We start from the raw sequence: 23,820 nt of genomic DNA, 5'->3' as shown, positions 1-23,820 counted from the left end.
GGGCGGCGGTCGTACCCTGGGGTCCGTGACCGCCGCCCTCGCCCCCGCCACCGCGCTCGCCGCGGCCGACTGGCAGGCCCGGCGTCGCGCCCACGAGGAGCGGGTGGACGCGTGGCTGGCGCCGCACCTGGCCCGCCGCCGCTCCGGGGTGAAGCACCCGGTCGAGGATTTCCTCTTCACCTACTACTCGCACCGTCCGGCCCAGCTGCGCCGCTGGCACCCGGGGGCCGGGGTGGTGCTGCGCGACGCGGACCCGGCCGAGTTCGGCCGGGACTGCCGCGCCACCACCGCCGGTGTCACCCTCGGCACCCACGACGTACGCGCACGCCGCGCCGAGTCGATCTCCTGGATCCGTACGCTGCTCGCGGCGACCGCCGGCCGCCCGGCCCACTTTGGCTGCTTCGGCATGCACGAGTGGGCGATGGTCTACCGGCAGACCCAGGACGAGGTGCGGCACAACGCCTGGCCGCTGCGGCTCAGCCCGGCGGCCACCGCCGCGGTGGTGGAGGAGCGCGGCGTGCGGTGCAGCCACTTCGACGCGTTCCGGTTCTTCACCGCGCCCGCCCGGCCGCTCAACGTGCTCAGCCCGACCCGGGAGAGCCAGCACGCGCTGGAGCAGCCGGGCTGCCTGCGCGCCAACATGGATCTGCGTAAGCGCAACTCAGGCACCTCCCGGAGGTGGGGGGTATGCAAGCGGCACGAAGCGGACAACAAGGGCCCGAACCGTTGACCAGCATCCCCGCCGCAAGCTGGCTTCCCCTCATGGAAGCTCACGAGAAGCGCGCCGACTCCCTCACCGCAGGCCACCGCGCCCGCAAGGCCACGAGGGAACGCCACGCGATCGATGACTTCTTGTACGACTACTACGGCACCCGGCCCTCCGTGCTCCGACGGTGGCACCCCGGTGTGGGCATCTCCTTGGAGCCCGGACCGAACGGCTCTGCGCCACATCGACAGTGGCGTTGGTACGCCACGGACGCGGACGGAGTCGTGAGCTTCGACGTCGCAGCGTTCCTCGCCGACCGGGCTGAGTCGGTGCGGTTCATCCATCCACTGTTGTCCGCGATCGCGTCGCGACCAGCCTTCACTGGCTGCTTCGGCCTGCACGAGTGGGCGATGGTGTACCGCCAACGTGAGCATCGGCATCCACTCCCCCTGCGACTTGGGCAGGAGGGAACTGACGCGGTAGTCGAGTCTCACCAGGTCCGCTGCACGCACTTCGATGCGTTCCGGTTCTTCACCCCTGACGCGGTCAGCCTCAACCGGCTCCAACCAACGAGGGAGAGCCAGGTAGAGCTTGACCAGCCGGGCTGCTTGCATGCCTCGATGGACTGCCACAAGTGGGCGACCAAGCTGGGCCCTGCGGTTCCGGGCGATCTGGCGCTCGACTGCTTCGAGTTGGCGAGGGACATCCGGCTACTCGACATGCAGGCGTCCCCGTACGACTTCTCCTCCTACGGGGAACCGGCGGTGGCCATCGAGACACCCGAGGGCAAGGCCGAGTACGTCGCTCGTCAACGCGAGTTCTCGCAGCGCGCGGGCCGACTACGCGCCCGGTTGATCGATGTGTGCGCGGGGCTGCTTGAGGGAGCGGAGCCACCGGCAAGGGTGGGGGCATGACCCCCTGAGACACCCTCTCCGCACCGCTACGTCATAGCCTCCGCCATCTTGCCCCGGTTCTAAGGTTGCCCAGAAGCGGCGATCTGGCTCTCGACCTGGGAAGACAACGCTGGCCCGCCAGCCATAACAGGCTCGAACGGCCAGTTCCTTGCCCAAGGAGAGGCGGCGGCAGTATGATGAGCGGTTGGATCTTCACCCAGAAACGCCCGTAGACCAGCCTGAGAGCCACGCTGGCAGCCGAACGAGCCCGGAGGGTATGGGTATACCCAACATCAACTCGATGGCTCAGCGGCGCTCTGGGAGGGTTGAAGATCCTCAGGGAGTGATGGAGCCTGGCGGACCGGCCGGGCTGACCGGCGCCGGCGGCGGCACCCGACGGGTCCCGCGCGGCGGACTCAGCCGGCCGGGTGGCCCCGGTGCGCGGCCCACTCCGGGGCCAGGATCGACATCACGGTGGCGTCCACCCAGCCGTCGCCGTCGCGGAGCACCTGCCGCAGCGTGCCCTCGGCCACGAAACCGACCTTCTCGTAGGCCCGGCGGGCGCGCGGGTTGAAGGCGAACACCTCCAGCCCGATCCGGTGCAGGCCGAGTTGCTCGAAGCCGTACCCGACGACGAGCCGGACCGCCTCGGTCCCGAGCCCCCGGTCCCGCCCGGCGGGGCCGATCAGGGTGCGGAAGTTGCAGCTGTCGTTGTGCCGGTCCCACTCGTTCAGGACGACCTCGCCGACGCAGGCCCCGGTCGCCCGGTCCACCACGGCCAGGTCGAGCCGGTCGGGCTGGCTGTTGCGGGTGCCGTACCAGGCCCGCAGCCGGGCCGGTTCGAGCGCCTCCCCGGGCGGGCTGCCGGTGAGCCGGGCCACCTCCGGGTCGGCCAGGATCGCCTCGAAGGCCGCGAGGTCGTCGTCGACGAACGGACGCAGCAGGACCAGCTCGCCGGTGAGGGTGGGCTTGACGGAGAAGTCGCTCGGCACGCGGCGCATTCTCGGCGACGGCGCGAGGGTGCTCAAACCGTTTTCCGGCGCACCCGGGCCGATCGAGGGTGGTTGGGGCAGATCCCCGGCCGGCGCCCCGCCCGGTTGGCACAGTGAGGTGGTGGGCGGCGTCGGTCGGATCCAGCTGGCCGGCGACGCGGGCGGCGTCAGCCGGCTGGAGCTCTTCCTCGACCTGATCTTCGTCTTCGCGTTCCTCAACGTCACCGGGGTGACCGCCGAGCAGCTCAACGCGGCCGGGCTGCCGCGCGGCCTGCTGCTGCTCGTGCTGCTCTGGTGGTGCTGGGCGCCGTTCGCCTGGCTGGGCAGCACCGTCCGGCTCGACCGCGGGGTCATGCCGGTGGTGATGTTCGGGCTCAGCGCCACGTTGTTCGTGATGGGGCTGACGGTGCGGGAGGCGTTCGTCGACCGGCCCGGCGGGCTCTCCGGGCCGATGGTCTTCGCCCTCGGCTACCTGGTCGTGCGCGGCATCGCGCTGACCGTCGCCGCGCTGGCCACCGCCGGGCAGCCGGGACTCCGCCGGCTGGCACTGCGGACCTGGCCGCCGGCGATGGCCGGCGCGCTGCTCCTGCTCGCCGCCGCGCTGACCCCGGCGTACGTGCCGGACGGCGCGACCCGGGAGTGGGCGCGTTTCGCGCTGGTGGGCAGCGCGATCGTGGCCGAGTACGGCGGCGCGCTGCTGATCGGCGGGGACCGGTGGCGGATCGGCTCGATCCGGTACTGGGCGGAACGGCACGGCCTGATCATCCTGATCGGGTTCGGCGAGACGATCATCTCGGTGGGGCTGAGCCAGGGCGTGGCGGCGACCCAGCCGCTGACGCCGGAGGTGCTGCTCGGAGCGCTGCTCGGGGTGGCCCTGGCCGGCGCGCTGTGGTGGACGTACTTCGACGTGGCCCGGTTCGCGGCCGAGCAGGCGCTGGAGCGGGCCGCCGGCCCACGGCGCGGGCTGCTCGGCCGGGACGCGTACAGCTTCCTGCACCTGCCGATGATGACCGGGCTGATCCTGACGGCGCTCGGCCTGAAGAAGGCGCTCGGCGACCTGCAGGTGCACAGCGACAAGGCGACCCCGCTGCTCGGGCTGCTGGCGCTCTACGGCGGGGTGGTGCTCTACCTGCTGGGGCTGGTGCTGTTCGAGGTGCGGACGCTGCGCATCCTGGGCCGGTCCCCGGTGCTCGGCATCGTGCTGGTGCTCGCGCTGGCGCCGATCGCGCCGCACCTGTCCGTGCTGGCCCAACTGGCTCTGCTGGCCGCGGCGGTGGGCGCCACCGCGCTCGCCGACGTGACCGTGTTCCGGCGCCGGCACCGCCGGCTGCACGCGCAGATCGGCCCGGCCCAGGAACACGCCGGGGTCACCCCGAAGGAGCTCTTCTTCGACCTGGTCTTCGTCTACGCGTTCCTCCAGGTGGCCGCGCTGATGGCCGACGACCCGACGTGGTCCGGCCTGGCGCGCGGGCTGCTGGTGCTCACCGTGCTCTGGCAGGCCTGGGGCGCGTACACCTGGCTGGCGGCCGAGGTGCGCTCGGAGCGGCCGGTGGTCCGCCTGGTGATGGTGCTGGTGGTGGCGCTCACCGCGATGATCACGCTGGCCAGCCCGCAGGCGATCGACGACTCCCGCGGCGGCCTGTCCGGACCGCTGGTCTTCGTCGCCTGCTACGCGGCCATCCGGCTGCTGCACCTGGCCTCGTTCGGGCTGGTGGCGTGGCAGGACCCGACCTGGCGGACGCCGCCGCTGCGGGCCGCCGCGCCGACCCTGGTCGCGCTCGGCCTGATGCTGGTCGCCGCGCTGCTGCCGCTGCCGGTCGGCGACGTCCGCCAGTTCTCCCCGCCCCGGGTCGCGCTGTGGCTGCTCGCCATCGCGGTCGACGTGCTCGGGAACGCCCGGGTGGGCCTGCGCCACCTCACTGTGCGCTCGGCGGAGCACTGGGCCGACCGGTACAGCCTCATCATCATCATCGGGCTGGGCGAGGCGGTGATCTCGATGGGCAGCGCCGTGACGTACACGCCGATCTCGGCCCGGATCGTGGTCGCGGTCTTCCTCGGCACCGCCCTGCTGGCCGCCCTGTGGTGGGCCTACTTCGGCTGGGACAGCGCCGAGGGGGAACGCGTGCTGGCCGCCGCGGACCTGCGCACTCGGACCCGGCTGGCGCGCGACGCGTACACCTGGCTGCATTTTCCGATGGTGGCCGGGATCGTGCTGGTCTCGCTCGGCCTGCGCAAGACCATGTCGGTGCTGGGCAGCCGGGGCTTCTTCGAGTTGGGACCGCCGCCGTATCCGCCGGCGCACGCCGCGCTCTTCGGCGGGGTGCTGCTCTACCTGCTCGGCGTGCAGGCGTTCCGGTGGCGGACGACCGGGCACCGGCGACCGGCCCGGCTGGCGCAGGCCCTGGTCGTGGCGGCGCTGCTGCCGCTGACGACCGGCCTGTCCGCGTTGCTCGCGCTGGCCCTGCTGGTCGCGGTCTGCCTGGCGTTCACCGCGTTCGAGGTGCTCCCCGAACGGGCCGCCGCCCGGCCGGTGCCGTCACGCTGACCCGCGGGGCGGTCAGTCGCCGTCCACCCGGCGGTCGCGCTTGCGCTGGGACTGCCGCTTCTTCTCGGCCAGCCGGCGCTCCTTGGCGGCCCGGGACGGGCGGGTGGGGCGGCGCGGCTTCGGCGGCGGCGCGACCGCCTCGCGCAGCAGGGCGGCCATCCGCTCGCGGGCCGCCTCCCGGTTGGCCAACTGCGCCCGGTGCTCACTGGCCGCCACGGTCAGCACCCCGTCGACCAGCCGGCCGGCGAGCCGGTCGAGGGCGCGGGCGCGCAGCGGCTCGGGCACGCTCGGGGACCCGGCCAGGTCGAAGCTCAGCTCCACCCGCGAGTCGGTGGTGTTGACCCCCTGGCCGCCCGGGCCGGACGAGCGGGAGAAGCGTTCCCGCAGCTCGGCATCGGGGAGCACGAGCCGGTCGGTCACCCGCAGTCCGTCGTCCACGCCCCGAGGCTAGCGCCCGGGGCGGTGACTCGGGGTGGCGGTCACGGTCGGGGTCGGGGTGGGCCCGGGGCCCGCCCGTTCGTGGTCCGACCCGGCCGCCGCGTACGCCGCCGCCCCGACGAGCAGCAGCGCGATCACACCGATCTTGGTGACCACCGCGCGGATCGCCATCCAGGCGGTGCGCCGGGCACCCGGCACGCTGGTCCGGATGGTCCGGTAGTCCTTCCAACCCCGCTGCGCGCGGGCGTACGACGCGCCGACACCGGCGCCGATGACCAGGCCCACCAGGAGGAGGGCCGCGATGACAGCTTGCTCCACCCACGCCAGTATCCATACTCAGCGTAATATTTCCATGGCCCGATGGTCCCAGGCCGGATATCCGACAGTTCCCCTCCCGGCCCGCGGGTTCGGCGCCCCCGCAGGCCAGGGCCGCCGCGCGGTCAGCCGCCCCGGCCGATGATGGTGTTGGCGGTCTGCTGGACCTGGTCGATCGGGATGGCGAACCCGATGCCGATCGAGCCGTTGCCGTCGATGGTGGCGATGGCGGTGTTCACCCCGACCACCTCGCCCCGCGCGTTGACCAGCGGCCCACCCGAATTGCCCGGGTTGATGGAGGCGTCGGTCTGCACCGCGCTGTGCCGGCCGCTGCCGATGCGTACCTGCCGGTTGAGCGCGCTGACGATACCGGCGGTGACGGTGCCGGCCAGGCCGAGCGGGGAACCGACCGCGAGCACCGGCTCCCCCACCCGGGTGGAGTTCGGCTTGGCCAGCGGCAGCGCCGACAGCCGGGCCGACGCCGGGATTTTCAGCACGGCCAGGTCGCTGCCCGGCTCCCGCCCCACCACCTCGGCGGTGAACCGGCGCCCGTCGGAGGTCTCCACCGTCACCGGCCCGGAGCCGCCCCGGGCCAGGATGTGGTCGTTGGTCACGATGTGCTGCTCGTTGTCGATGGCGAAGCCGGAGCCGCTGGCCGACGCGCCGGACGTCCCGCCGACCATCACCGAGACCACCCCGGGGACGGTCTTCTCGGCCGCGGTGACCAGCTCGGCCGGCACCGGCGCGGCGGAGGCCGCCGCCGGTCCGGGCGCGTCCCGGTCGGCCGCCCAGGTGCCGGCCGCCGCCCCGGAGAGGGTGGAGAGGGCCACCACCGCCGCCGCGCTCAACAGCCGGCCGCGCCAGCCCCGCCGCCCCGCGTCCCGCTCGGACCCGGGCCCGTCCCAGCGCCCGCGTCCGTCCGGGTCCAGCTCCGGTGAGACGAACCACGGGCCGCGTGGCTCGCCGAGTCCGGTCTGCACTGCCATACCTGGGCTCCTCACGTGTCGTGCGTCGTCCGGTCGTCAATGCGGGTCAGGGCAGTCGGGAGAACCACCGCAGCGATCCGGCGGCGGCCCCCATGGCGAACACCAGCCCGAGGCCGATGAAGCGGGCCGAGATGTCCTGCCGTTCCTTGCGGTAGCCCACCGAGGTGCCGATGTCCTCGTAGACGGCCCGCAGCTCTTCGCTGGTGGACGCCTCGTGGAAGCCGCCGCCGGTCTCGTCGGCGACCGCCTTGAGGGTCTGCCCGTCGACCGGCACCTGGATCGCCAGTCCACCCCGGTCCACCGAGCCGGACGGCGTGCCGAACGAGATGGTGTGCACCGGCACCTTGGCCGCCACCGCCTGGGCGGCCGCCTCCATCGGGTCCATGCCGGAGGTGTTCGCGCCGTCGGAGAGGATGATGATCCGCGCCGGCGGCGGGTCCTTGGCGGCCTTGGCGTCCAGGCTCTTCACCGCGCCCAGCGAGGTGCTGATCGCCTCCCCGATGGCGGTGCCCTGCACCCCGGTTATCCCCTCGGCGAGCCGCTCGACCCCCTCGTCCAGGGCGTCCCGGTCGGTGCTCGGCGGCACCAGCACCGCCGCGCTGCCGGCGAACGCGACGAGCCCCACGTTGAACTCGTCCGGCAGCCCGTCGACGAACCGGCGGGCAGCCTCCTTGGCGGCGGTCAGCCGGTCCGGGTCGACGTCGCTGGCCAGCATCGAGGTGGAGACGTCCACGGCCACCATCACGGTGGCCCGTTCCCGGGGCACCCGCACCTCGGCGCTGGGCCGGGCGAAGCCCACCACCAGCAGCGCGAGCATGGCGAGGAAGAGTCCCGCCGGGACGTGCCGGCGCCAGGCCGGCCGCTGCGGGGCGACCCGGTCCAGCAGCCGCAGGTTGGTGAAGCGGACCGCGTACCGGCTCTGCCGGCGCTGGATCACCAGATAGCCGACGACCAGCGCGACGACGCCGAGCAAAAGCCAGAGGCGGGCGGGCGACTGCCAGGTCACGCCACACCTCCCCGGGCCGCCGCCGGCGCGGCGGCCAGCCGGCGCTGGGCGTGCACGTGCCGGACGATGTCGGCGCTCCAGTCCCGGTCGGTGCGCAGCGCCAGGTGGGTCGCCCCAGACCGGCGCAGCGCGTGCCGGACCTGGTCGCGCTGGGCGGCGGCGGCCTGCGCGTACCGCTCGCGCAGCGCCGGGTCACCGGTCCACACCTCGCGGTGCCGGCCGGTCTCCGGGTCGACCAGGGTGACCAGCCCGACGTCGGGCAGCTCCAGCTCACGCGGGTCGGTCACCTCGACAGCCAGCACCTGGTGCCGGACGGCGAGCCGGCGCAGCACCGCCTCCCAGGCCGGGGCACCGTCCGGGTCGTCGGGCAGCCCGTCCAGGTAGTCGGAGACGACCACCACCAGCCCGCGCCGGGTGGCCATCCGCTGGAGCCCGTCCAGCCCGTCGGCCAGGGTCGGCGTCTCCCGGTACCCGTCGGTGCGCGGCGCGCCCAGCAGGGCGCGGAGCAGCCCGAGCAGGTGGGTACGCCCGCCTCGGGCCGGGAACCGGCGCACCCCGTCCGGGGCGAGCACCTGGCCGCCGAGGCGGTTGCCGACGCCGGCGGTGAGGAAGCCGACCGCCGCCACCGCGGCCACCGCCAGCTCCCGTTTGTCCAGGGTGGCCGTGCCGTACTCCATGCTGGGGCTGGCGTCGACCAGCAGCCAGGTGGTCAGCTCCCGGTCCGCGTCGACCTCGCGGACGTGCGGGACGGCGGTCCGGGCGGTCACCGCCCAGTCCATCCGGCGTACCTCGTCCTCGCCGGGGCGGTACTCCCGGCTGCCGGCCGCCTCGCTGCCGGGGCCGGGCAGCAGGCCGCGGTACTGGCCGTTCAGCAGCCCGTTGAGCCGCCGGGTGACGGTCAGTTCCAGCCGGCGCAGCCGCTGGTCGGGGGCGAGGTCGGCCAGCCCGGGATCGGGCACGGTGGGTGCGTCCCGGCGCCTCATGCCGCCGCCAGGTCGGGCGCCGCCTCCGGGTGCCCGGTGACCACCCGGGGTGGCGGCACCGCCTCGACGAGCCGGCGGACCAGCGTCTCGGCGGAGACCCCGTCGGCCACCGCGTCGAAGGAGAGCACCAGCCGGTGGGCCAGCACGTCCACCGCCAGGTCCCGAACGTCCTCCGGGAGCACGTAGTCCCGGCCGTGGATCATCGAATGCGCCCGGGCCGCCCTCACCAGGCCGAGGGTGGCCCGGGGACTGGCCCCGTACGCCAGCATCGGCGCGATCTCCGGCAGCCCGAACCGCCCCGGGTCCCGGGTGGCGAGGATGAGCCGGACCACGTACTCGGCGAGCGCGTGGTGCACGAAGACCGCGCTGGCCCGGCGCTGGAGCTCGCGCAACCGGGCCGGGTCGAGCACCGGGCGGGCGGTGGGCCGCTCGGTGCTCATCCGGTAGAGGATGGCCAGCTCGTCGGCGTCGCTCGGGTAGTCGACGACGACCTTCATGAGGAAGCGGTCGCGCTGCGCCTCGGGGAGCTGGTAGACCCCCTCCGACTCGATCGGGTTCTGCGTGGCCAGCACCAGGAACGGGTCGGGGACCGGCCAGCTCCGGCCGCCGATGGAGACCTGCCGCTCGGCCATCGCCTCGAGCAGCGCCGACTGCACCTTGGCCGGAGCCCGGTTGATCTCGTCGGCGAGCACCAGGTTCGCCATGATCGGGCCCAGCTCCACGTCGAACGCCTCCGTGGAGGCCCGATAGATGCGGGTGCCGACGATGTCCGAGGGGACCAGGTCGGGGGTGAACTGGATCCGGGAGAAGCTGCCGCCGACCACGGTGGCGAGGGTCTGCGCCGCGAGGGTCTTGGCCACCCCCGGCACGCCCTCCAGCAGGCAGTGGCCGTCGGCGATGAGCGCGGTGAGCAGGCGATCGACGAGGCGATCCTGCCCCACGATCACGCGTTTGACCTCGAAGAGGGTCTGTTCCAGCTCGACGCCGCTCGCGTCGGCATCGACCGGGCTGGGCACGCTGGCCAGGGTGTCCGAGATGTCCGTCACGGTGCTTGCTTCCCGGGCCGGCGTACGGACAAACGTCGGATTATCGGCCCCTGAGCAGCCCTTCCACCCCCGGACCGGGACGACTTTCCCGGGCGGTCGGCAACGGTGCGAGCCGGTGCGGGACGGGGCAGACCGGATCAGACGGCGGCAGCCGGCCCCCGCTCGGGGCGGGAACCGGCTGCCGCGCGGCGGGGGTCAGTTGGCGATGAGCAGGTGGAACGGCCGGTCCGCGTACCCGCCGGTGGAGTTGCGAGTCTGGACGAAGACCGCGTTCGGGATCAGGTAGCGGGGCGCCACCGAGACCTCGCCCGCGGGCGGGACGTTCGCCGCGTCGTTGGTGCCGATCGTGGCCTGCAGGCCCTTGTGGTTGACGGCGTAGTCGAGCGTGACCTGGTACTGGCCGGCGTACTGACCCTGCACCGAGGGAGAGAACCGCTTGGCGCTCACGACGTTCGGGGAGTGCTGGAGCAGGGTCCCGTTGGCGCTGATGACCGCCCAGGCGACCAGCCCTGGTGCCGGTGCGGCGAGGGTGGCCTTCAGCGCCGACTTCGCCGCCCGGGTCTCGGCGGCGGTCACCGGCGGCTGGTGGCCGGGCTGCCGGGCACCGGCCTGCCCGACCTCGGCCGGGGCCTTCGCCGCCGGGTGGGCGGCGGCCGCGATGCCCCCACCGGCCAGGGTGAGGGACAGCGCGGCGAGGGCCACCACCGTCGCCTTGCGCTTGAAGAATGTGGCCATGACAGATCTCCCTTTTGTGACCGTGGTGATACGGCCGGCCCGCGTGCGGTGCGGGACGGATGGATACGGCACGGGAGCCAGACGCAAGACAATTGCGGACCATCGGGGGGCCCACTGTCAGCGCACCTAAATGTCGAGCTGCACCTGGCTCTGAGCTGGGTTTACTACGGAGAGTCGCGACGTCTCGACCAGGTGGAACCTAGCATCGAAAAATGGGGCCGGTCAATAGCTCACATTTCCCGGACAGCATTCGAAAAATGCTTCCAATAATTGTGAGAAGTGAGGGTGCGGCCACTCACGAAATGATTTCGTGGGGCACCGCCCCGCCCGGTCGGCAGGTAGCGTGTCGGCCGTGATCACGACGAGTGGGCCGGTGCGGGCCGGCACCCGGGCCGGCCGGGCCGCCACGATCGCCTGCTGGGTGGCGGTCGCGCCGGTGGCCGCCTGGGCGGTGCTCCGGCTCGGCGGGCTGGAACGGGGACCGCTGGTGCAGGCGGTCGCCTTCACGCCGTACGTCGCCGCCGCCGCGCCGGCCGCGGTGGCGCTGACGCTCGCCCTGCGCCGCCGCGCGCCTGCCGTGGTCGCGGCCCTCGCCGCGCTGGCGCTGCTCGGCGCGGTGGCGCCGCGCGCCGTTCCGGGCGACCGGCCCTCGGTGGACGGGCCCGTGCTCCGGCTGCTCACCGCGAACCTGCTCAAGGGCGGCGCCGACCCGGCACGGCTGGTCGAGCTGGTCCGGGCGCACCGGGTCGACGTGCTGACCGTGCAGGAGTTCACCCCGCAGATCGCCGCCGAGCTGGACCGGCTCGGGCTGGCCACCCTGCTGCCCTACCGGGCGCTGAACCCCGAGGTCGGCACCACCGGCTCCGGGCTGTACGCGCGCCACCCGCTCGGCGGGACCGGCTACCGGCGCAACCAGGGCTTCTTCTTCACCCAGGCGTACGGCACGGTGGCGGTGCCGGGCGCGCCACCGCTTCGGGTGGAGTCGGCGCACCCGGCCGCCCCGTACGCCGTCGAGGTCGTGCCGGACTGGTGGACCGACCTGCGGGCGCAACCGCCGGCCACCCCGCGCGGCGGGTTGAGCGTCCTGGCCGGCGACTTCAACGCCACCCTCGACCACGCGCCGCTGCGCGACCTGATCGACACCGGCTACGTCGACGCCGCCGACGCGGCCGGCGCGGGGCTCCCCGGCACCTGGGGCCCCTACGACGGCGACCCGATCCCTCCGGTCACCATCGACCACGTGCTGGTCGACCGGCGCATCGCGGTCCGCGCGGTCAGCGTGTACGGCGTGCCGGGCAGCGACCACCGCGCCGTGCTGGCCGAGCTGCGGCTGCCCGCCGGCTGAGCCGGCCTCAGACCCGGGCCCGGTCCAGGCCGTAGGTGAGGGCGTCGACCAGGGCGTGCCAGCTCGCCTCGACCACGTTGGGGTGCACGCCGACCGTGGTCCAGTCGCGGCCGGCCCCGGCGGTCTCCACCAGCACCCGGGTCACCGCGCCAGTGCCGTGGCTGCCCTCCAGGATGCGGACCTTGTAGTCGGCCAGCTCGAACTCGCGCAGCTCCGGGTAGTGCCGGGCGAGCCCCACCCGCAGCGCCTCGTCCAGGGCGTTGACCGGGCCGTTCCCCTCGGCGGTGGCGATGACGCGCTCTCCGCGTACCCGGATCTTGACGGTGGCCTCGGAGACCACCGCGCCGTCCTCGCGGTGCTCGACCAGCACCCGGTAGGACTCCAGCGCGAACGGCCGGGCCGGCGCGGCGTCCGGCAGCTCGGAGCGGACCAGCAGTTCGAAGGAGGCGTCGGCGGCCTCGAACGACCAGCCGCCGGCCTCCAGTTCCTTGACCCGGCTGGTGACCCGGGACAGGGTCTCGGGATGGCCGGCCAGGTCCAGGCCCAGCTCGCGGCTCTTGAGCTCGACGCTGGCCCGGCCGGCCATCTCGGTCACCAGGATCCGCATGTCGTTGCCCACCACCGAGGGATCCACGTGGTTGTAGAGCAACGGGTCCACCTTGATCGCGCTCGCGTGCAGCCCCGCCTTGTGGGCGAAGGCCGCGGCCCCGACGTAGGCCTGATGGGTGTCAGGGGCGATGTTGGCGATCTCGGCGATGGCGTGCGAGACCCGCACCATCTGTTCCAGGCAGCCCTCCGGTAGGACGAGCATGCCGAGCTTGAGCTGGAGGTTGGCCACGATCGCGAAGAGGTCGGCGTTGCCCGGGCGCTCGCCGTAGCCGTTGGCGGTGCCCTGGACGTGCCGGACGCCAGCCTCGACCGCGGCGATCGTGTTGGCCACCGCGCAGGCGGTGTCGTTCTGGGCGTGCATGCCGAGCCGCTCCGGTGCGATCCCGGTGCGCGCGGTGAGGCCGGTGATCGCGGCGGTGACCTGGGAGGGCAGCATTCCGCCGTTGGTGTCGCAGAGGACGAACCGCTCGGCCCCGGCGGCGAGCGCGGTCTCCGCCACCGCGGCGGTGTACGCCGGGTCGTGCCGGTAGCCGTCGTAGAAGTGCTCCCCGTCGACGAAGACCCGCCGCCCCTGCGCCACCAGGTAGGCGACCGTGTCCCGGATCATCGCCAGGTTCTCCTCGGCGGTGGTGCGCAGCGCCCGCTCGACGTGCCGCAGGTCCGCCTTGGCCACCAGCGCCACGGCCGGGGTCCGGGCGTCGAGCAGCCCGTGCACCTGCGGGTCGTCCTCGACGGCGACGCCGGCCTTGCGGGTGGCCCCGAAGGCGACCAGGATCGCGTGCCGCAGCTCCAGCTCGGTGCGGGCCCGGCGGAAGAACTCGGTGTCCTTCGGCACCGCGCCCGGCCAGCCGCCCTCGATGAAGCCGACCCCGAGGTCGTCGAGCAGGCGGGCCACCGCCAGCTTGTCGACCACCGAGTAGCTGAGCCCCTCGCGCTGGGCGCCGTCGCGCAGCGTCGTGTCGTACACCTGGAAGGTCATGGGAGTCCTCTTCTCGAACCTGCGGGGAGCAACAAAAAGACCCCCCGCGGATGCGGGAGGTCTGCGCGCTCGGCGAGGGGGAAGGCCGGCGCGCTAGCTGCCAATAATCAGGACGGAGCTGGTCACGGTCCGTACTCTGCCATCCCGAACCCGGTTTTGGGAGGAACAATCCACATCTCGGGATGGTGACCCAGGGCGACCGCTCCGGCCCCGTGATCGACTTAACAACCGGACCGGCCGCCGCCGGGCCGAGACGACGCTGCGGCAGCATCTGGAACAGATCAAGTTACCGGCCGGGCGTCGTTGCCAGGCCGCCGTCAAGGAGGACCCGTGCTCACTGTCGGTGACCGCTTCCCCGAGTACGAACTCACCGCGTGCGTCTCGCTCGACGCCGACAAGGCGTTCGAGACGATCAACCACAAGACCTACGAGGGCAAGTGGCGCGTCGTCTTCTTCTGGCCGAAGGACTTCACCTTCATCTGCCCGACGGAGATCGCCGAGTTCGGCCGGCTCAACGGCGAGTTCGCCGACCGGGACGCCCAGGTGCTCGGCGTCTCCGTGGACAACGAGTTCGTCCACTACGCCTGGCGCAAGGACCACCCGGACCTGCGCGAGCTGCCCTTCCCGATGCTCAGCGACATCAAGCGCGAGCTGACCGCCGACTGCGGCGTGCTCGGCGAGGACGGCGTGGCCCAGCGGGCCACCTTCATCGTCGACCCGGACAACGAGATCCAGTTCGCCATGGTGACCGCCGGCTCGGTCGGCCGGAACGTCTCCGAGGTGCTGCGGGTGCTCGACGCCCTGCAGACCGACGAGCTCTGCCCGTGCAACTGGAACAAGGGCGGCGCCACCCTGGACGCCAACGCTCTGCTCGCCGGCGCCGGGGCCTGACCATGGGTCTGGACGCGGTCAAGGCGGCCCTGCCCGGGTACGCCAGGGACATCAAGCTCAACCTCGGCTCCACCATCGCCACCTCGACGCTGAAGCCGGAGCAGGCCTGGGGCACCGCCCTGGCCTGTGCGGTGGCGGCCCGGAACGCGACGGTGCTCAAGGAGATCGCCGCCGAGGCGGCCGGTCACCTCACGCCCGAGGCGGTCGAGGCGGCCAAGGGCGCGGCCACCATCATGGCGATGAACAACGTCTACTACCGGGCCAAGCACCTGATCGGCGACGAGCAGTACGCCTCGCTGCCGGCCCGGCTGCGGATGCAGATCATCGCCCGGCCCGGGGTGGAGAAGGCCGACTTCGAGCTGTGGTGCCTGGCCGTCTCGGCGATCACGGGCTGCGGCGTCTGCCTGGAGTCGCACGAGAAGACCCTGCGCGCCGCCGGGTTCAGCCGCGACCAGGTGCACGAGGGGCTGCGGATCGCGGCGGTCGTGCACGCCGCGGCGGTGGCCCTGGACGCGGAGGCCGCCCTGGCCTGAGCCGGTCGGTGTATCGATCTCCGCAACCGGGTAGGCAGGTATCCGACAGGCAAATCCCCCGAGAAAGTCGAGAAAGGGAGTGTTGACGCCATGGAGCGGCTCGACCCTCGAACGACCCACGGGACGCCGGATCCGCTGACCCAGGGTGGTCAGGGCGCCTTCGCGGGCGGCGCGCCCGCCGGGCGTTTCGATCCGTGGAGCTACCGGGACGACGCCGGGGTGACCGGTGTGGACCTGGTCGGCTACAAGGTGGAGGCGACTGACGGCGGTATCGGCAAGGTGGACCGGGCCAGTCACGAGGTGAACAGCAGTTTCCTCGTGGTGGACACCGGGCCGTGGATCTTCGGCAAGAAGGTCATGCTGCCGGCCGGCACCGTCAACCACGTCGACCACGACGAGCGGAAGGTCTACGTCGACCGGAGCAAGGACCAGATCAAGGCCGCGCCCGAGTACGACGAGACCACCGACACGGACCCGGCGTACCGGGACAAGCTCGGCGGTTACTACGACGACACCTACTCGTCGATCCCGCCGGGCACGGCCCGGTAACGGAGGCACCTGCAACCGACGGCCGGCGGGGCACATCATGGCCCCGCCGGCCATTACCGTGTCAGGGGTGGACGCCCTGGAAACCCCCTTCCCCGCGTTGTTCAACTTCCGCGACGTCGGCGGCTACCGCAACCGCGACGGGCGCACCGTCCGGCACCGCCGGCTCTACCGCTCCGACTCCCTGCACCGGATCGATGAGACCGACCGGGCCGCGTTCACCGCGCTCGGCATCCGCACCGTCATCGACCTGCGCCGCCCCACCGAGGTGGCGCGGGACGGCCGGGTGCCGGCCTACGACGGGCTCACCTACCGGCACATCCATCCGGAGCACCAGGACTGGGCCGAGCAGATGTACGACCCGGACACCAGCCTGGCCCGCTACCTCGCCGACCGCTACGCCGACCTGGCCCGTACCGGCACCGCGGGGCTGGCCGAGGCGGTCGGCCTGATCGCCGACAGCGCCAACGCGCCCGTGGTGGTGCACTGCGTCGCCGGCAAGGACCGCACCGGCATCGTCTGCGGGCTCACCCTGGCCGTGCTCGGCGTGCCCGACGAGGACGTCGCCGCCGACTACGCGCTCAGCACCGCCGCGTCCGAGCGGTTCAGCGCCTGGGTCCGGGCCACCGTGCCGGACGCCGAGGAGCCACCGCCGCCGTTCCTCGCCTCCCCCGCCGAGGCGATGATGCTCTTCCTCAGCGAGCTGCGCGAGGGCTACGGCTCGGCCGAGGGCTACCTCCGGCACGCCGGCGTGACCGACGAGCAGATCACCGCCCTACGCACCCACCTCCTCGACTGACCCCGGCGGAAAGCGCGCACGGCCGGCGCCGTCGGGAGACGGGGCCGGCCGTGCGGGACGAGCGGGTGGACGGTCAGAGGACGCGGGAGACCCAGCCGTGCCGGTCCTCGGCGCGGCCGCGCTGGATGTCGACCAGCTTCTGCCGCAGGGCCATGGTGGAGCGGCCCGGCTCGCCGCCGCCGATGAGGAACTCCCCGTCGGGGAAGCGCACACCGCCGATCGGGGTGATCACGGCGGCGGTGCCGCAGGCGAACACCTCGCGCAGCCGCCCGCTGGCCGCGTCGGCCTGCCAGTCGGCGAAGCTGACCGGCCGCTCCTCGACCCGGTGCCCCGACTCGGCGGCCAGGGTGAGGATCGCGTCACGGGTGATGCCCGGCAGGATGGTGCCGGTCAGCGGCGGGGTGACCAGGGTGTCGTCGTCGTAAACGAAGAAGACGTTCATGCCGCCCAGCTCGTCGACGAAGCGCCGCTCCACCGCGTCCAGGAAGACCACCTGGTCGCAGCCGGCCTCGATGGCCTCGGCCTGGGCGGCCAGCGAGGCGGCGTAGTTGCCGCCGCACTTGGCCGCGCCGGTGCCGCCGGGCGCCGCCCGGGTGTAGTCCGGCGAGACCCAGACCGTCACGGGCTTCACCCCACCGGCGAAGTACGCCCCGGCGGGCGAGGCGATCACGCAGTAGAGGTATTCGTTGGCCGGGCGGACGCCGAGGAAGACCTCGCTGGCGAACATGAACGGACGCAGGTAGAGGCTGGCGTCCTCGTGCTCCGGAATCCAGTCCTGGTCGATCTCGACCAGCCGGCGCAGCGACTCGACGAACGTCTCCGCCGGCAACTCCGGCATGGCCAGCCGGTGCGCCGAGGCGACGAAGCGGGCCGCGTTGGCCTCCGGTCGGAACATGGTCACCGACCCGTCCCCGGTCCGGTACGCCTTCAGCCCCTCGAAGATCTCCTGCGCGTAGTGCAGGACTGCGGCGGCCGGGTCCATCGGGATCGGCGCTCGCGCCTCCACCCGGGCGTCGTACCAGCCCTTGCCCTCGGCGTAGCGAATGGTCACCATGTGGTCGGTGAACACCCGGCCGAAGCCCGGGTTCGCCAGCAGGGCGGCCCGGTCGGCGGCGGATACCGGCGCGGGATTCGGACGGATCTCGAAATCGAGCTTGTCACCACCGCTCATCGCGCTGACCTCCCTGCGGGTCCACGGCATGCGGGATCGCACGCCGACGTCACTGGTGCCAGAAACTTACCCCGAACGGTCGTTCAGCGGATAGCTCCGCCCCGGCACATGGAGCGCGCCGGACGGGCCGCCGGCAGGGACCGGAACGAGAGCGGGCCCGGGTACGGGTCTGGCGGCCCGGATCCGGGCCGACGTGACGGCCCGGTCAGGCTACGGCGTACCCGGCGAGCCGGTCGCCGACCTCCTCGGTGCGCAGCGGCGCGCCCGGCGTACGCCCGGCCAGCTCGGTGGCGACCGCGGCGGTGACCCGCGCGGCGGCGTCGCCGTGCCCGAGCTGGTCGAGCAGCAGCGCGGCGGAGAGCACCCCGGCGACCGGATCGGCGACGCCGCGGCCGGCGATGTCCGGCGCGGAGCCGTGCACCGGCTCGAACATCGACGGGTAGCGCCCCTCCGGGTTGATGCAGCCGCTGGCCGCCAGCCCGATGCCGCCGGTCACCGCGGCGGCGATGTCGGTGAGGATGTCGCCGAAGAGGTTGTCGGTGACCACCACGTCGTACCGCGACGGGTTGGTCACCAGGAACATCGCGGCGGCGTCGACGTGCTGGTACTCGGTGGTCACGTCGGGGTGCTCGGCGGCGACGGCCGCGAAGGCGCGGGCCCAGAGCGAGCCGGCGTGGGTGAGCACGTTGGTCTTGTGCACCAGGGTGACCTTTCGCCGCTCCCGGCGGCGGGCCCGGGCGAACGCGTCGCGGATCACCCGCTCGACGCCGTGCCGGGTGTTCAGGCTCTCCTCGGTGGCCACCTCGGCCGGCGTGTCCCGGTGCAGCGAGCCGCCGGCGCCCGCGTAGAGGCCCTCGGTGCCCTCGCGGACCACCACCAGGTCGACCTCGCCGGGCTTGACGGCGGCCAGCGGGCCCGCGACACCGGGCCAGAGCCTGGAGGGGCGGAGGTTGACGTACTGGTCGAAGGCGAAGCGGAGCTTGAGCAGCAGCCCGCGCTCCAGCACGCCCGGCGGCACGGTGGGGTCGCCGACCGCGCCGAGCAGGATGGCGTCGTGGCCGGCCAGCTCGTCGAGGACCGAGTCGGGCAGCACCTCGCCGGTGCGGTGGTAGCGGGCCGCGCCGAGGTCGTACCCGGTGGCCTCCACCCCGGGGAGCACCGCGTCGATGACCTTGCGGGCCTGCGCGACCACCTCGGGTCCGATGCCGTCCCCGGCCACCACCGCGATGCGTGCCACCTGGCGCTCCTCACCTCGTCGTTCCCGGCAACCGTACGTCGCCGTCCCGGCTCCCGGTACGCGTCTTCCAGCATTCGGGAAACTACGATGCACAGGACTCTCCCAGGTGGCATTCATGGTGCGGTCATGTCCACTGCTTAGGGTCGGTGGCGACCGGGTCGACGGGGGCCCGTGACCGCTTTCGCCGCGGCGCTGCGGCGTGGTCAGCGAGGGAGCAGTGTCATGCGGATCGAGGGACAGCGGCGGGCCCGCTGGACGGACGAGCAGCCCCGCACCCGGTGGATCGACCAGTCCGCCTTCCGCCACCGCCGCCCCGACCTGCGGCTCGGCACCCGCAGCCACCGGCTGGAGCGGGCCGGCGGCGCCGCCGGAGACCGGATCAGCGTCCGGCACACCGTCCGCACCTCCACCGCGGAATACTCGCTGCTGCTCAACGCACCCGAGTGGCTCGGCCGCCGGGGCATCGGGGACGCGCTGCGGGACGCGGTCGCCGAACTGCGCGCCATCGACCTCACCTACGGGCCGAACCAGCCGGACAGCCTGGTGTCGAGGCTGCGCCGGGGCGAGATCGCCCCCGAGTCGTACCCGCCGCTGGCGGACCTGGTGGACCGCTGCGCCGCGATGCGCGCGGCGACCGACGGGTGGTTCGACGCCTGGGCGGTGCCCGGCGGTTTCGACCCGGGCGGCCTGCTCGGCGGCTGGGCGGTGGAGCGGGCCGCGGCCCGGCTGCGCGCCGCGGGCGTGCACGACTACGCCGTGCTCACCGGCGCCGACCTGACCGTCCGCGGCCACGCGGCGCACGGCGGCCCGTGGCGGGTCGCGGTGCACCACCCGACCGACGGGCACCGGGCGCCGCTGGTGCTGGAGATGACGGCCGGCGCGGTGGGCACCTCCGGGGTGACCGGGCGGCAGGGGCACGTGGTGGACCCGCACACCGGTGAGCCGGCCGACCAGCTGGTCGCCGCCACGGTGGTGGGCCCGGATCTCGCGGTGGCCGACGCCTACGCCACCGCCCTGTACGTCGCCGGCCCGGCCGGGCTGGCCTGGTTCCGCAACGGCTCGGACTACCGGGTGCTCTTCGCCCACCGCCGGCGCTGACCGGGAGCGCGCCCCGCCTTCGCATCCGGGACGTGAACGGCGATCGGCCCCCACGGTCTCGGCAACGACCGTGGAGGCCGGTCAGCGACGAATGCGCGTGGCTCGCGCAATCGAGGGGTGCGGGCCGGTGGGCCGGTTGGCCGACCACGCCACCCGAAGACGGGCCGGAGTATCGACTCAGCCAGTGACCGCACGCGTACGCTAGCGAATCGACGCAACTCGACGCAAGAGTCTCCACAGCGGACCGTCCGGCGCCCTGTCGGCAATCAGCGCGTCAACCTGCGGCGGGGCAGGGGTGACGGCGCGGACCGGGGATGGCACGCTGTCCGCCGTGAGTTTCGATCTGAGCGTGTGGGCCCTGCGGGCCGGGGCCACGCCCGACGAGGTGCGGGCAGCGGTGCAGCAGTGCCGCGAGGGGCGGCACGGCGAGGCGTATCCCGACCCCCGGGTGGTCGCCTTCTACCGGGCCATCACGGCCAGCTATCCCGACCGCCCGGCGGGCCCGGGCACGCCCTGGGAGGTCACCCCGCTGCACGCGGCCGGTGACCACGTGGAGATGAACCTCTTCCCCACCTGCGCGGACCAGGTGCTGCTCGACATCGAGCGGCTGGCCGGCGAGCACAACCTCATGCTCTTCGACGCCCAGGACGGCTCGGTCTACCCGCCGCCGGCCCGCGTCACGTCCTGAGCGGACACGATGAGGGGCCCGGCCGTCCGGCCGGGCCCCCGATCCGTCGTGGCCGGACTACTCGTCGCGCAGGTCGGCCGCGCTGGCCGCCACCGCGCCGATCGAGTCGGCCGCCGAGGTGAGCAGGTCCGCGCCGAGCGCCTGGTCGACGGTGAGCGTCATCAGCGTCTCGCCACCCGCCTCGCGGCGGGCCACCTGCATGGCGGCGATGTTCACGCCGGCCTCGCCGAGCAGCGTGCCGACCGTGCCGACCACGCCCGGCCGGTCGACGTAGCGCAGGAAGACCAGGATGCCCTCGGCGCCGATCTCGACGTCGAAACCGTCCACTTCGGTCAGCTTGAGCACGTCCCGGGTGCCGGTGTGGGCCACCGTGCCGGAGACGCTGACCGTGCGGCCGTCCGGCAGCGCGCCGCGGACGGTCACCAGGTTCGGGTGGTCGACGGTCTCGGCCTGCGTGGCGAGGGTGACCTCGACGCCCCGCTCGGCGGCCAGGTGCGGCGCGTTGACGTAGGTGACCTGCTCCTCCACCACCGAGCTGAACAGCCCCTTGGTGGCGGCGAGCTTCAGCACCGACACGTCGTTGGTGACGATCTCGCCGCGCACGTCGACGGTGACGCTGGCGGCCACCCCGCCGGCCAGGGCGGTGAAGGCCCGGCCCAGCTTCTCGGCCAGCGGCAGCAGCGGCCGGACGTCCTCGGCGACCACGCCGCCGGCCTGCACGTTCACCGCGTCCGGCACGAACTCGCCCTGGAGCGCCAGCTTGACGCTCTTCGCGACGGCCAGACCCGCCTTGTCCTGCGCCTCGTGGGTGGACGCGCCCAGGTGCGGGGTGGCCACCACGTTGTCGAAGGCGAACAGGGGCGAGGAGGTGCACGGCTCCTTGGCGTAGACGTCGACGCCGGCACCGGCGACCCGGCCCTCGGCGATGGCGTTCGCGAGCGCCTGCTCGTCGACTAGGCCACCGCGGGCGGCGTTGACGATCCGGACGCCCGGCTTGACGATCGCCAGTTCCTTCTCGCCGATCAGGCCCACCGTCTCCGGGGTCTTGGGCAGGTGGATCGAGATGAAGTCGCTTTCCCGGAGCAGCTCCTCCAAGCCGACCAGCCGGACGCCGAGCTGCGCGGCGCGGGCCGGCTGGATGTACGGGTCGTACGCGATCAGGCGGGTGCCGAAGGCGGCGATGCGCTGCGCGAAGAGCACGCCGATCCGACCGAGGCCGACCACGCCGACGGTCTTGCCCTGCAGCTCCACGCCGGTGTACTTGGACCGCTTCCACTCCCCCGCCTTGAGCGCGGCGCTGGCGCTGGCGGTGTTGCGGGCCACGGCGAGCAGCAGCGCGACGGCCTGCTCGGCGGCGGAGACGATGTTGGAGGTGGGAGCGTTGACGACCATGACGCCCCGCGCGGTGGCGGCGGGCACCTCGACGTTGTCCAGCCCGACGCCGGCCCGGGCGACCACCTTCAGCCGCGGCGCCGCGGCGATCGCCTCGGCGTCGATCTGGGTGGCGCTGCGTACGATCACCGCGTCGGCCTCGGAGAGCGCGGAGAGCAGGGCCGGGCGGTCGGTGCCATCCACGTGACGCACGTCGAAGTCGTGCGCGAGCACCTCGATGGCGGCGGGAGCGAGTTCTTCGGCGATCAGTACGACAGGATTCATCGGTCCTCGTAGACGCTCGGTTTTTGTGGTCGGCCTGGGGCGTCGGGACGCCTCGCTGCGCCCTGCGCCGATCCGTGCCATGGCCGTCGGGTGCCGGCTGGAGCACCTCACCAAGGATGGTAGGGGGCGGCCCGCCCTCCGGGTCGCGGACCGCGGGGTGAGCGCCCTCACACAGGCTGGTCGAGCGCTCGTCGTCCCCCGTTCACCCGGTGACCGTCTGGCGCAGTCCCGGTACAACGGGAGCCAGCAGCCGCGCGGGAGGAGCCGTCGATGTCGCTCGTGGTCCGGATCGCGCTGCTCCGCCCGCTGGCCCGCGGCCGCCCGCTGCGCTGGGGGCCGCGGCTGGCCGAGGCGTTGGTCACCCGGTCCCAGCTGGTGAGCGGACTGCCTGGCGGAGCCGCCCGGCGCGTGGCTGCCGCCGAGGAAGCCGTGGCACTGTGCCGCTGGCTCGCGGCGGACCGCCCGGACCGGCACCGCGTGGACCTGGCCCGCGCGCTCGTGGCCCGGGTCGGCATCCCCGACCTTCAGCCCGTGGCGGAGGCGATCGACCAGCTCCGGGAGGCGATCGGATACGTCGATGACCCACCCGACCGCGCCGGGCTGGTGGTGCTCGCCGCTGCCCGAGGGCTGCTGGCGAGCAACCTGTCCGTCATCGGCGAGGAGCGCGAGGCGCTCACGACGGCGCTGCGCGCCCGGGCCACCTGGGATGCCGCCGCCCCGCTCGACGAGTCGGAGCGGATGCGGCGGGCCTGGACGCTACTGGTGATCGGCGACTGTCAGGCGGCGCTGGGCCGGCCCGGGCCGGCGCTCGCCGTGCGGCAGGAGGCGTGGAACGCGTTCCGCGCGGTCTCCCGCTACCAGCGGCTGCGGCGGCTCTACCTGGGGGCGATCGCGGCGACCGACCTCGCGCGGAGCCTGGCCGCGACCGGTCGCCCCCGGGAGGCGCTCGACCTCCTCAACGCGTCCCGCCCGGACCGGGAGATGGTGCGTACCGTCCAGTCGGCGCGCGGGTGGGCGCTCACGGCAGGCGCACTGCTGGTCGAGGCGGAGTGCCGGGCGGAGCTGGGCGAGCCCGACGCGGCGCTGCGAGCCGCCGAGGGGGCGGTCAGCCGGTTGCGGGAGCCGGCCCCGCTCCGACGTGGCGAGCTGGCCGCGGCGCTGCGCGTACACGGGCAGTTGCTGCTGCGGTTCGGGTCGCGCCCGGGCGGCGCCGATCGGCTCGCGGAGGCGGTCGAGGTGGCCCGGGACGCCGACAACATCGAGCTGGCCCGCGCCCTGACTCGGCTCGCCGCGGCGCGGATCGTGGACCGGCGGTGGGACGCGGTCGAGCCGCTGCTGGAGGAGTTGCTCGGCGTCTGCCGCCGGTGGGCCGACGACCTGCCGGAGGTGTTCCGCCCGCTGCTGGTCGAGGCACTGAACCTGGTCGTGCTGGTGACCGCGTTCGAGGCACCGGCCGGGGACAGGCACCCCGGCGCCCCGCCGCGCGACCGGGTCGCCGGGCTGGACGGGGTGACCGCCGGGCGGAAGGCGGTGGAGCTGGCCCGCGCGCTGGCCACGGCCGACCCGCAGCACCGCGCGCTGCTGGGCCGGGCCCTGTTCGGGCTGGACCGGGCGGTCAACCGG

General features: G+C 73.5%; 21 protein-coding genes and 1 pseudogene. 10 read left to right on the top strand and 12 right to left on the bottom strand.

Annotated features, from left to right (window positions below; translation table 11 throughout):
* Positions 1 to 25 precede the first annotated feature (25 nt).
* Both AC0OLQ_RS08020 and AC0OLQ_RS08015 read left to right on the top strand, forming a co-directional pair.
* Positions 26 to 655: pseudogene (locus AC0OLQ_RS08020) on the top strand (3-methyladenine DNA glycosylase); the annotation flags it as partial.
* Positions 656 to 687: 32 nt separating this feature from the next.
* Complete coding sequence (locus AC0OLQ_RS08015; RefSeq protein WP_484530824.1) at positions 688 to 1,620, top strand: 3-methyladenine DNA glycosylase; 933 nt, start codon at positions 688 to 690, stop codon at positions 1,618 to 1,620.
* 395 nt (positions 1,621 to 2,015) lie between these two features.
* On the opposite strand, the gene AC0OLQ_RS08010 is transcribed toward AC0OLQ_RS08015, so the two are convergent.
* The gene (locus AC0OLQ_RS08010) at positions 2,016 to 2,591 is read right to left on the bottom strand and encodes a GNAT family N-acetyltransferase (protein WP_357337911.1); all 576 of its coding nucleotides are present in this window, start codon (positions 2,589 to 2,591) and stop codon (positions 2,016 to 2,018) included.
* Between the two features lie 121 nt (positions 2,592 to 2,712).
* Between AC0OLQ_RS08010 and AC0OLQ_RS08005 the strand changes: the two genes are divergently transcribed.
* Positions 2,713 to 5,136 (top strand): low temperature requirement protein A, encoded by a 2,424-nt coding sequence (locus tag AC0OLQ_RS08005; protein ID WP_484530823.1) that lies wholly within the window; start codon positions 2,713 to 2,715, stop codon positions 5,134 to 5,136.
* A 12-nt stretch (positions 5,137 to 5,148) separates the two neighbouring features.
* Here AC0OLQ_RS08005 and arfB read toward each other — a convergent pair whose 3' ends face one another.
* The 7 genes from arfB to AC0OLQ_RS07970 form a co-directional block, all read right to left on the bottom strand.
* On the bottom strand, positions 5,149 to 5,574 hold the full coding sequence (gene arfB / locus AC0OLQ_RS08000; RefSeq protein WP_148427041.1) for an alternative ribosome rescue aminoacyl-tRNA hydrolase ArfB: 426 nt from the start codon (positions 5,572 to 5,574) through the stop codon (positions 5,149 to 5,151).
* Positions 5,575 to 5,583: 9 nt separating this feature from the next.
* Positions 5,584 to 5,892, bottom strand: coding sequence for a hypothetical protein (locus tag AC0OLQ_RS07995; protein ID WP_484530822.1), 309 nt, complete (start codon positions 5,890 to 5,892; stop codon positions 5,584 to 5,586).
* Between the two features lie 122 nt (positions 5,893 to 6,014).
* Positions 6,015 to 6,875: a S1C family serine protease gene (locus AC0OLQ_RS07990; RefSeq protein WP_357337901.1), complete on the bottom strand. Its 861-nt coding sequence runs from the start codon at positions 6,873 to 6,875 to the stop codon at positions 6,015 to 6,017.
* Positions 6,876 to 6,921: 46 nt separating this feature from the next.
* Positions 6,922 to 7,881 carry a VWA domain-containing protein gene (locus AC0OLQ_RS07985; RefSeq protein ID WP_484530821.1) on the bottom strand — a complete coding sequence of 320 codons (960 nt, stop codon included), beginning with the start codon at positions 7,879 to 7,881 and terminating at the stop codon, positions 6,922 to 6,924.
* Entirely contained in the window at positions 7,878 to 8,864 is a 987-nt protein-coding gene (locus AC0OLQ_RS07980; protein WP_484530820.1) for a DUF58 domain-containing protein, read from the bottom strand. Before AC0OLQ_RS07980 ends, AC0OLQ_RS07985 begins: the two co-directional genes overlap by 4 nt.
* Positions 8,861 to 9,910: an AAA family ATPase gene (locus AC0OLQ_RS07975; protein ID WP_484530819.1), complete on the bottom strand. Its 1,050-nt coding sequence runs from the start codon at positions 9,908 to 9,910 to the stop codon at positions 8,861 to 8,863. The genes AC0OLQ_RS07980 and AC0OLQ_RS07975 overlap by 4 nt, the downstream gene beginning before the upstream one ends.
* A gap of 195 nt (positions 9,911 to 10,105) precedes the next feature.
* Positions 10,106 to 10,645: a hypothetical protein gene (locus AC0OLQ_RS07970; RefSeq protein WP_357337889.1), complete on the bottom strand. Its 540-nt coding sequence runs from the start codon at positions 10,643 to 10,645 to the stop codon at positions 10,106 to 10,108.
* A gap of 355 nt (positions 10,646 to 11,000) precedes the next feature.
* On the opposite strand from AC0OLQ_RS07970, the gene AC0OLQ_RS07965 reads away from it, so the two are divergent.
* Positions 11,001 to 11,990 carry an endonuclease/exonuclease/phosphatase family protein gene (locus AC0OLQ_RS07965; RefSeq protein WP_484532298.1) on the top strand — a complete coding sequence of 330 codons (990 nt, stop codon included), beginning with the start codon at positions 11,001 to 11,003 and terminating at the stop codon, positions 11,988 to 11,990.
* Positions 11,991 to 11,997: 7 nt separating this feature from the next.
* On the opposite strand, the gene cimA is transcribed toward AC0OLQ_RS07965, so the two are convergent.
* Positions 11,998 to 13,578 (bottom strand): citramalate synthase, encoded by a 1,581-nt coding sequence (gene cimA / locus AC0OLQ_RS07960; protein ID WP_484530818.1) that lies wholly within the window; start codon positions 13,576 to 13,578, stop codon positions 11,998 to 12,000.
* A 330-nt stretch (positions 13,579 to 13,908) separates the two neighbouring features.
* Between cimA and AC0OLQ_RS07955 the strand changes: the two genes are divergently transcribed.
* From AC0OLQ_RS07955 to AC0OLQ_RS07940, 4 genes are all read left to right on the top strand, one after another.
* Positions 13,909 to 14,469 (top strand): peroxiredoxin, encoded by a 561-nt coding sequence (locus AC0OLQ_RS07955; RefSeq protein WP_091312648.1) that lies wholly within the window; start codon positions 13,909 to 13,911, stop codon positions 14,467 to 14,469.
* A gap of 2 nt (positions 14,470 to 14,471) precedes the next feature.
* Positions 14,472 to 15,002, top strand: coding sequence for an alkylhydroperoxidase, AhpD family (gene ahpD / locus AC0OLQ_RS07950; RefSeq protein ID WP_484530817.1), 531 nt, complete (start codon positions 14,472 to 14,474; stop codon positions 15,000 to 15,002).
* Positions 15,003 to 15,092: 90 nt separating this feature from the next.
* Positions 15,093 to 15,551, top strand: a complete 459-nt coding sequence (locus tag AC0OLQ_RS07945) for a PRC-barrel domain-containing protein (RefSeq protein ID WP_357337876.1) — start codon at positions 15,093 to 15,095, stop codon at positions 15,549 to 15,551.
* Positions 15,552 to 15,588: 37 nt separating this feature from the next.
* Positions 15,589 to 16,347, top strand: a complete 759-nt coding sequence (locus AC0OLQ_RS07940) for a tyrosine-protein phosphatase (RefSeq protein WP_484530816.1) — start codon at positions 15,589 to 15,591, stop codon at positions 16,345 to 16,347.
* Between the two features lie 73 nt (positions 16,348 to 16,420).
* Here the strand turns inward: AC0OLQ_RS07940 and AC0OLQ_RS07935 are convergent, their stop codons facing one another.
* Both AC0OLQ_RS07935 and AC0OLQ_RS07930 read right to left on the bottom strand, forming a co-directional pair.
* Positions 16,421 to 17,518, bottom strand: a complete 1,098-nt coding sequence (locus AC0OLQ_RS07935; protein ID WP_212837618.1) for a branched-chain amino acid aminotransferase — start codon at positions 17,516 to 17,518, stop codon at positions 16,421 to 16,423.
* A 205-nt stretch (positions 17,519 to 17,723) separates the two neighbouring features.
* Positions 17,724 to 18,755 carry a 3-isopropylmalate dehydrogenase gene (locus tag AC0OLQ_RS07930; protein WP_484530815.1) on the bottom strand — a complete coding sequence of 344 codons (1,032 nt, stop codon included), beginning with the start codon at positions 18,753 to 18,755 and terminating at the stop codon, positions 17,724 to 17,726.
* A 222-nt stretch (positions 18,756 to 18,977) separates the two neighbouring features.
* Between AC0OLQ_RS07930 and AC0OLQ_RS07925 the strand changes: the two genes are divergently transcribed.
* Positions 18,978 to 19,853 (top strand): FAD:protein FMN transferase, encoded by an 876-nt coding sequence (locus AC0OLQ_RS07925; RefSeq protein ID WP_484530814.1) that lies wholly within the window; start codon positions 18,978 to 18,980, stop codon positions 19,851 to 19,853.
* Positions 19,854 to 20,184: 331 nt separating this feature from the next.
* Positions 20,185 to 20,541 carry a hypothetical protein gene (locus AC0OLQ_RS07920; protein ID WP_357337866.1) on the top strand — a complete coding sequence of 119 codons (357 nt, stop codon included), beginning with the start codon at positions 20,185 to 20,187 and terminating at the stop codon, positions 20,539 to 20,541.
* A gap of 57 nt (positions 20,542 to 20,598) precedes the next feature.
* Here AC0OLQ_RS07920 and serA read toward each other — a convergent pair whose 3' ends face one another.
* Positions 20,599 to 22,197 (bottom strand): phosphoglycerate dehydrogenase, encoded by a 1,599-nt coding sequence (gene serA, locus AC0OLQ_RS07915; RefSeq protein ID WP_484530813.1) that lies wholly within the window; start codon positions 22,195 to 22,197, stop codon positions 20,599 to 20,601.
* Positions 22,198 to 23,820 lie beyond the last annotated feature (1,623 nt).

The organism is Micromonospora sp. Utrum1, assembly GCF_057197805.1.
This window is presented reverse-complemented; position numbering and strand designations above follow the sequence as displayed.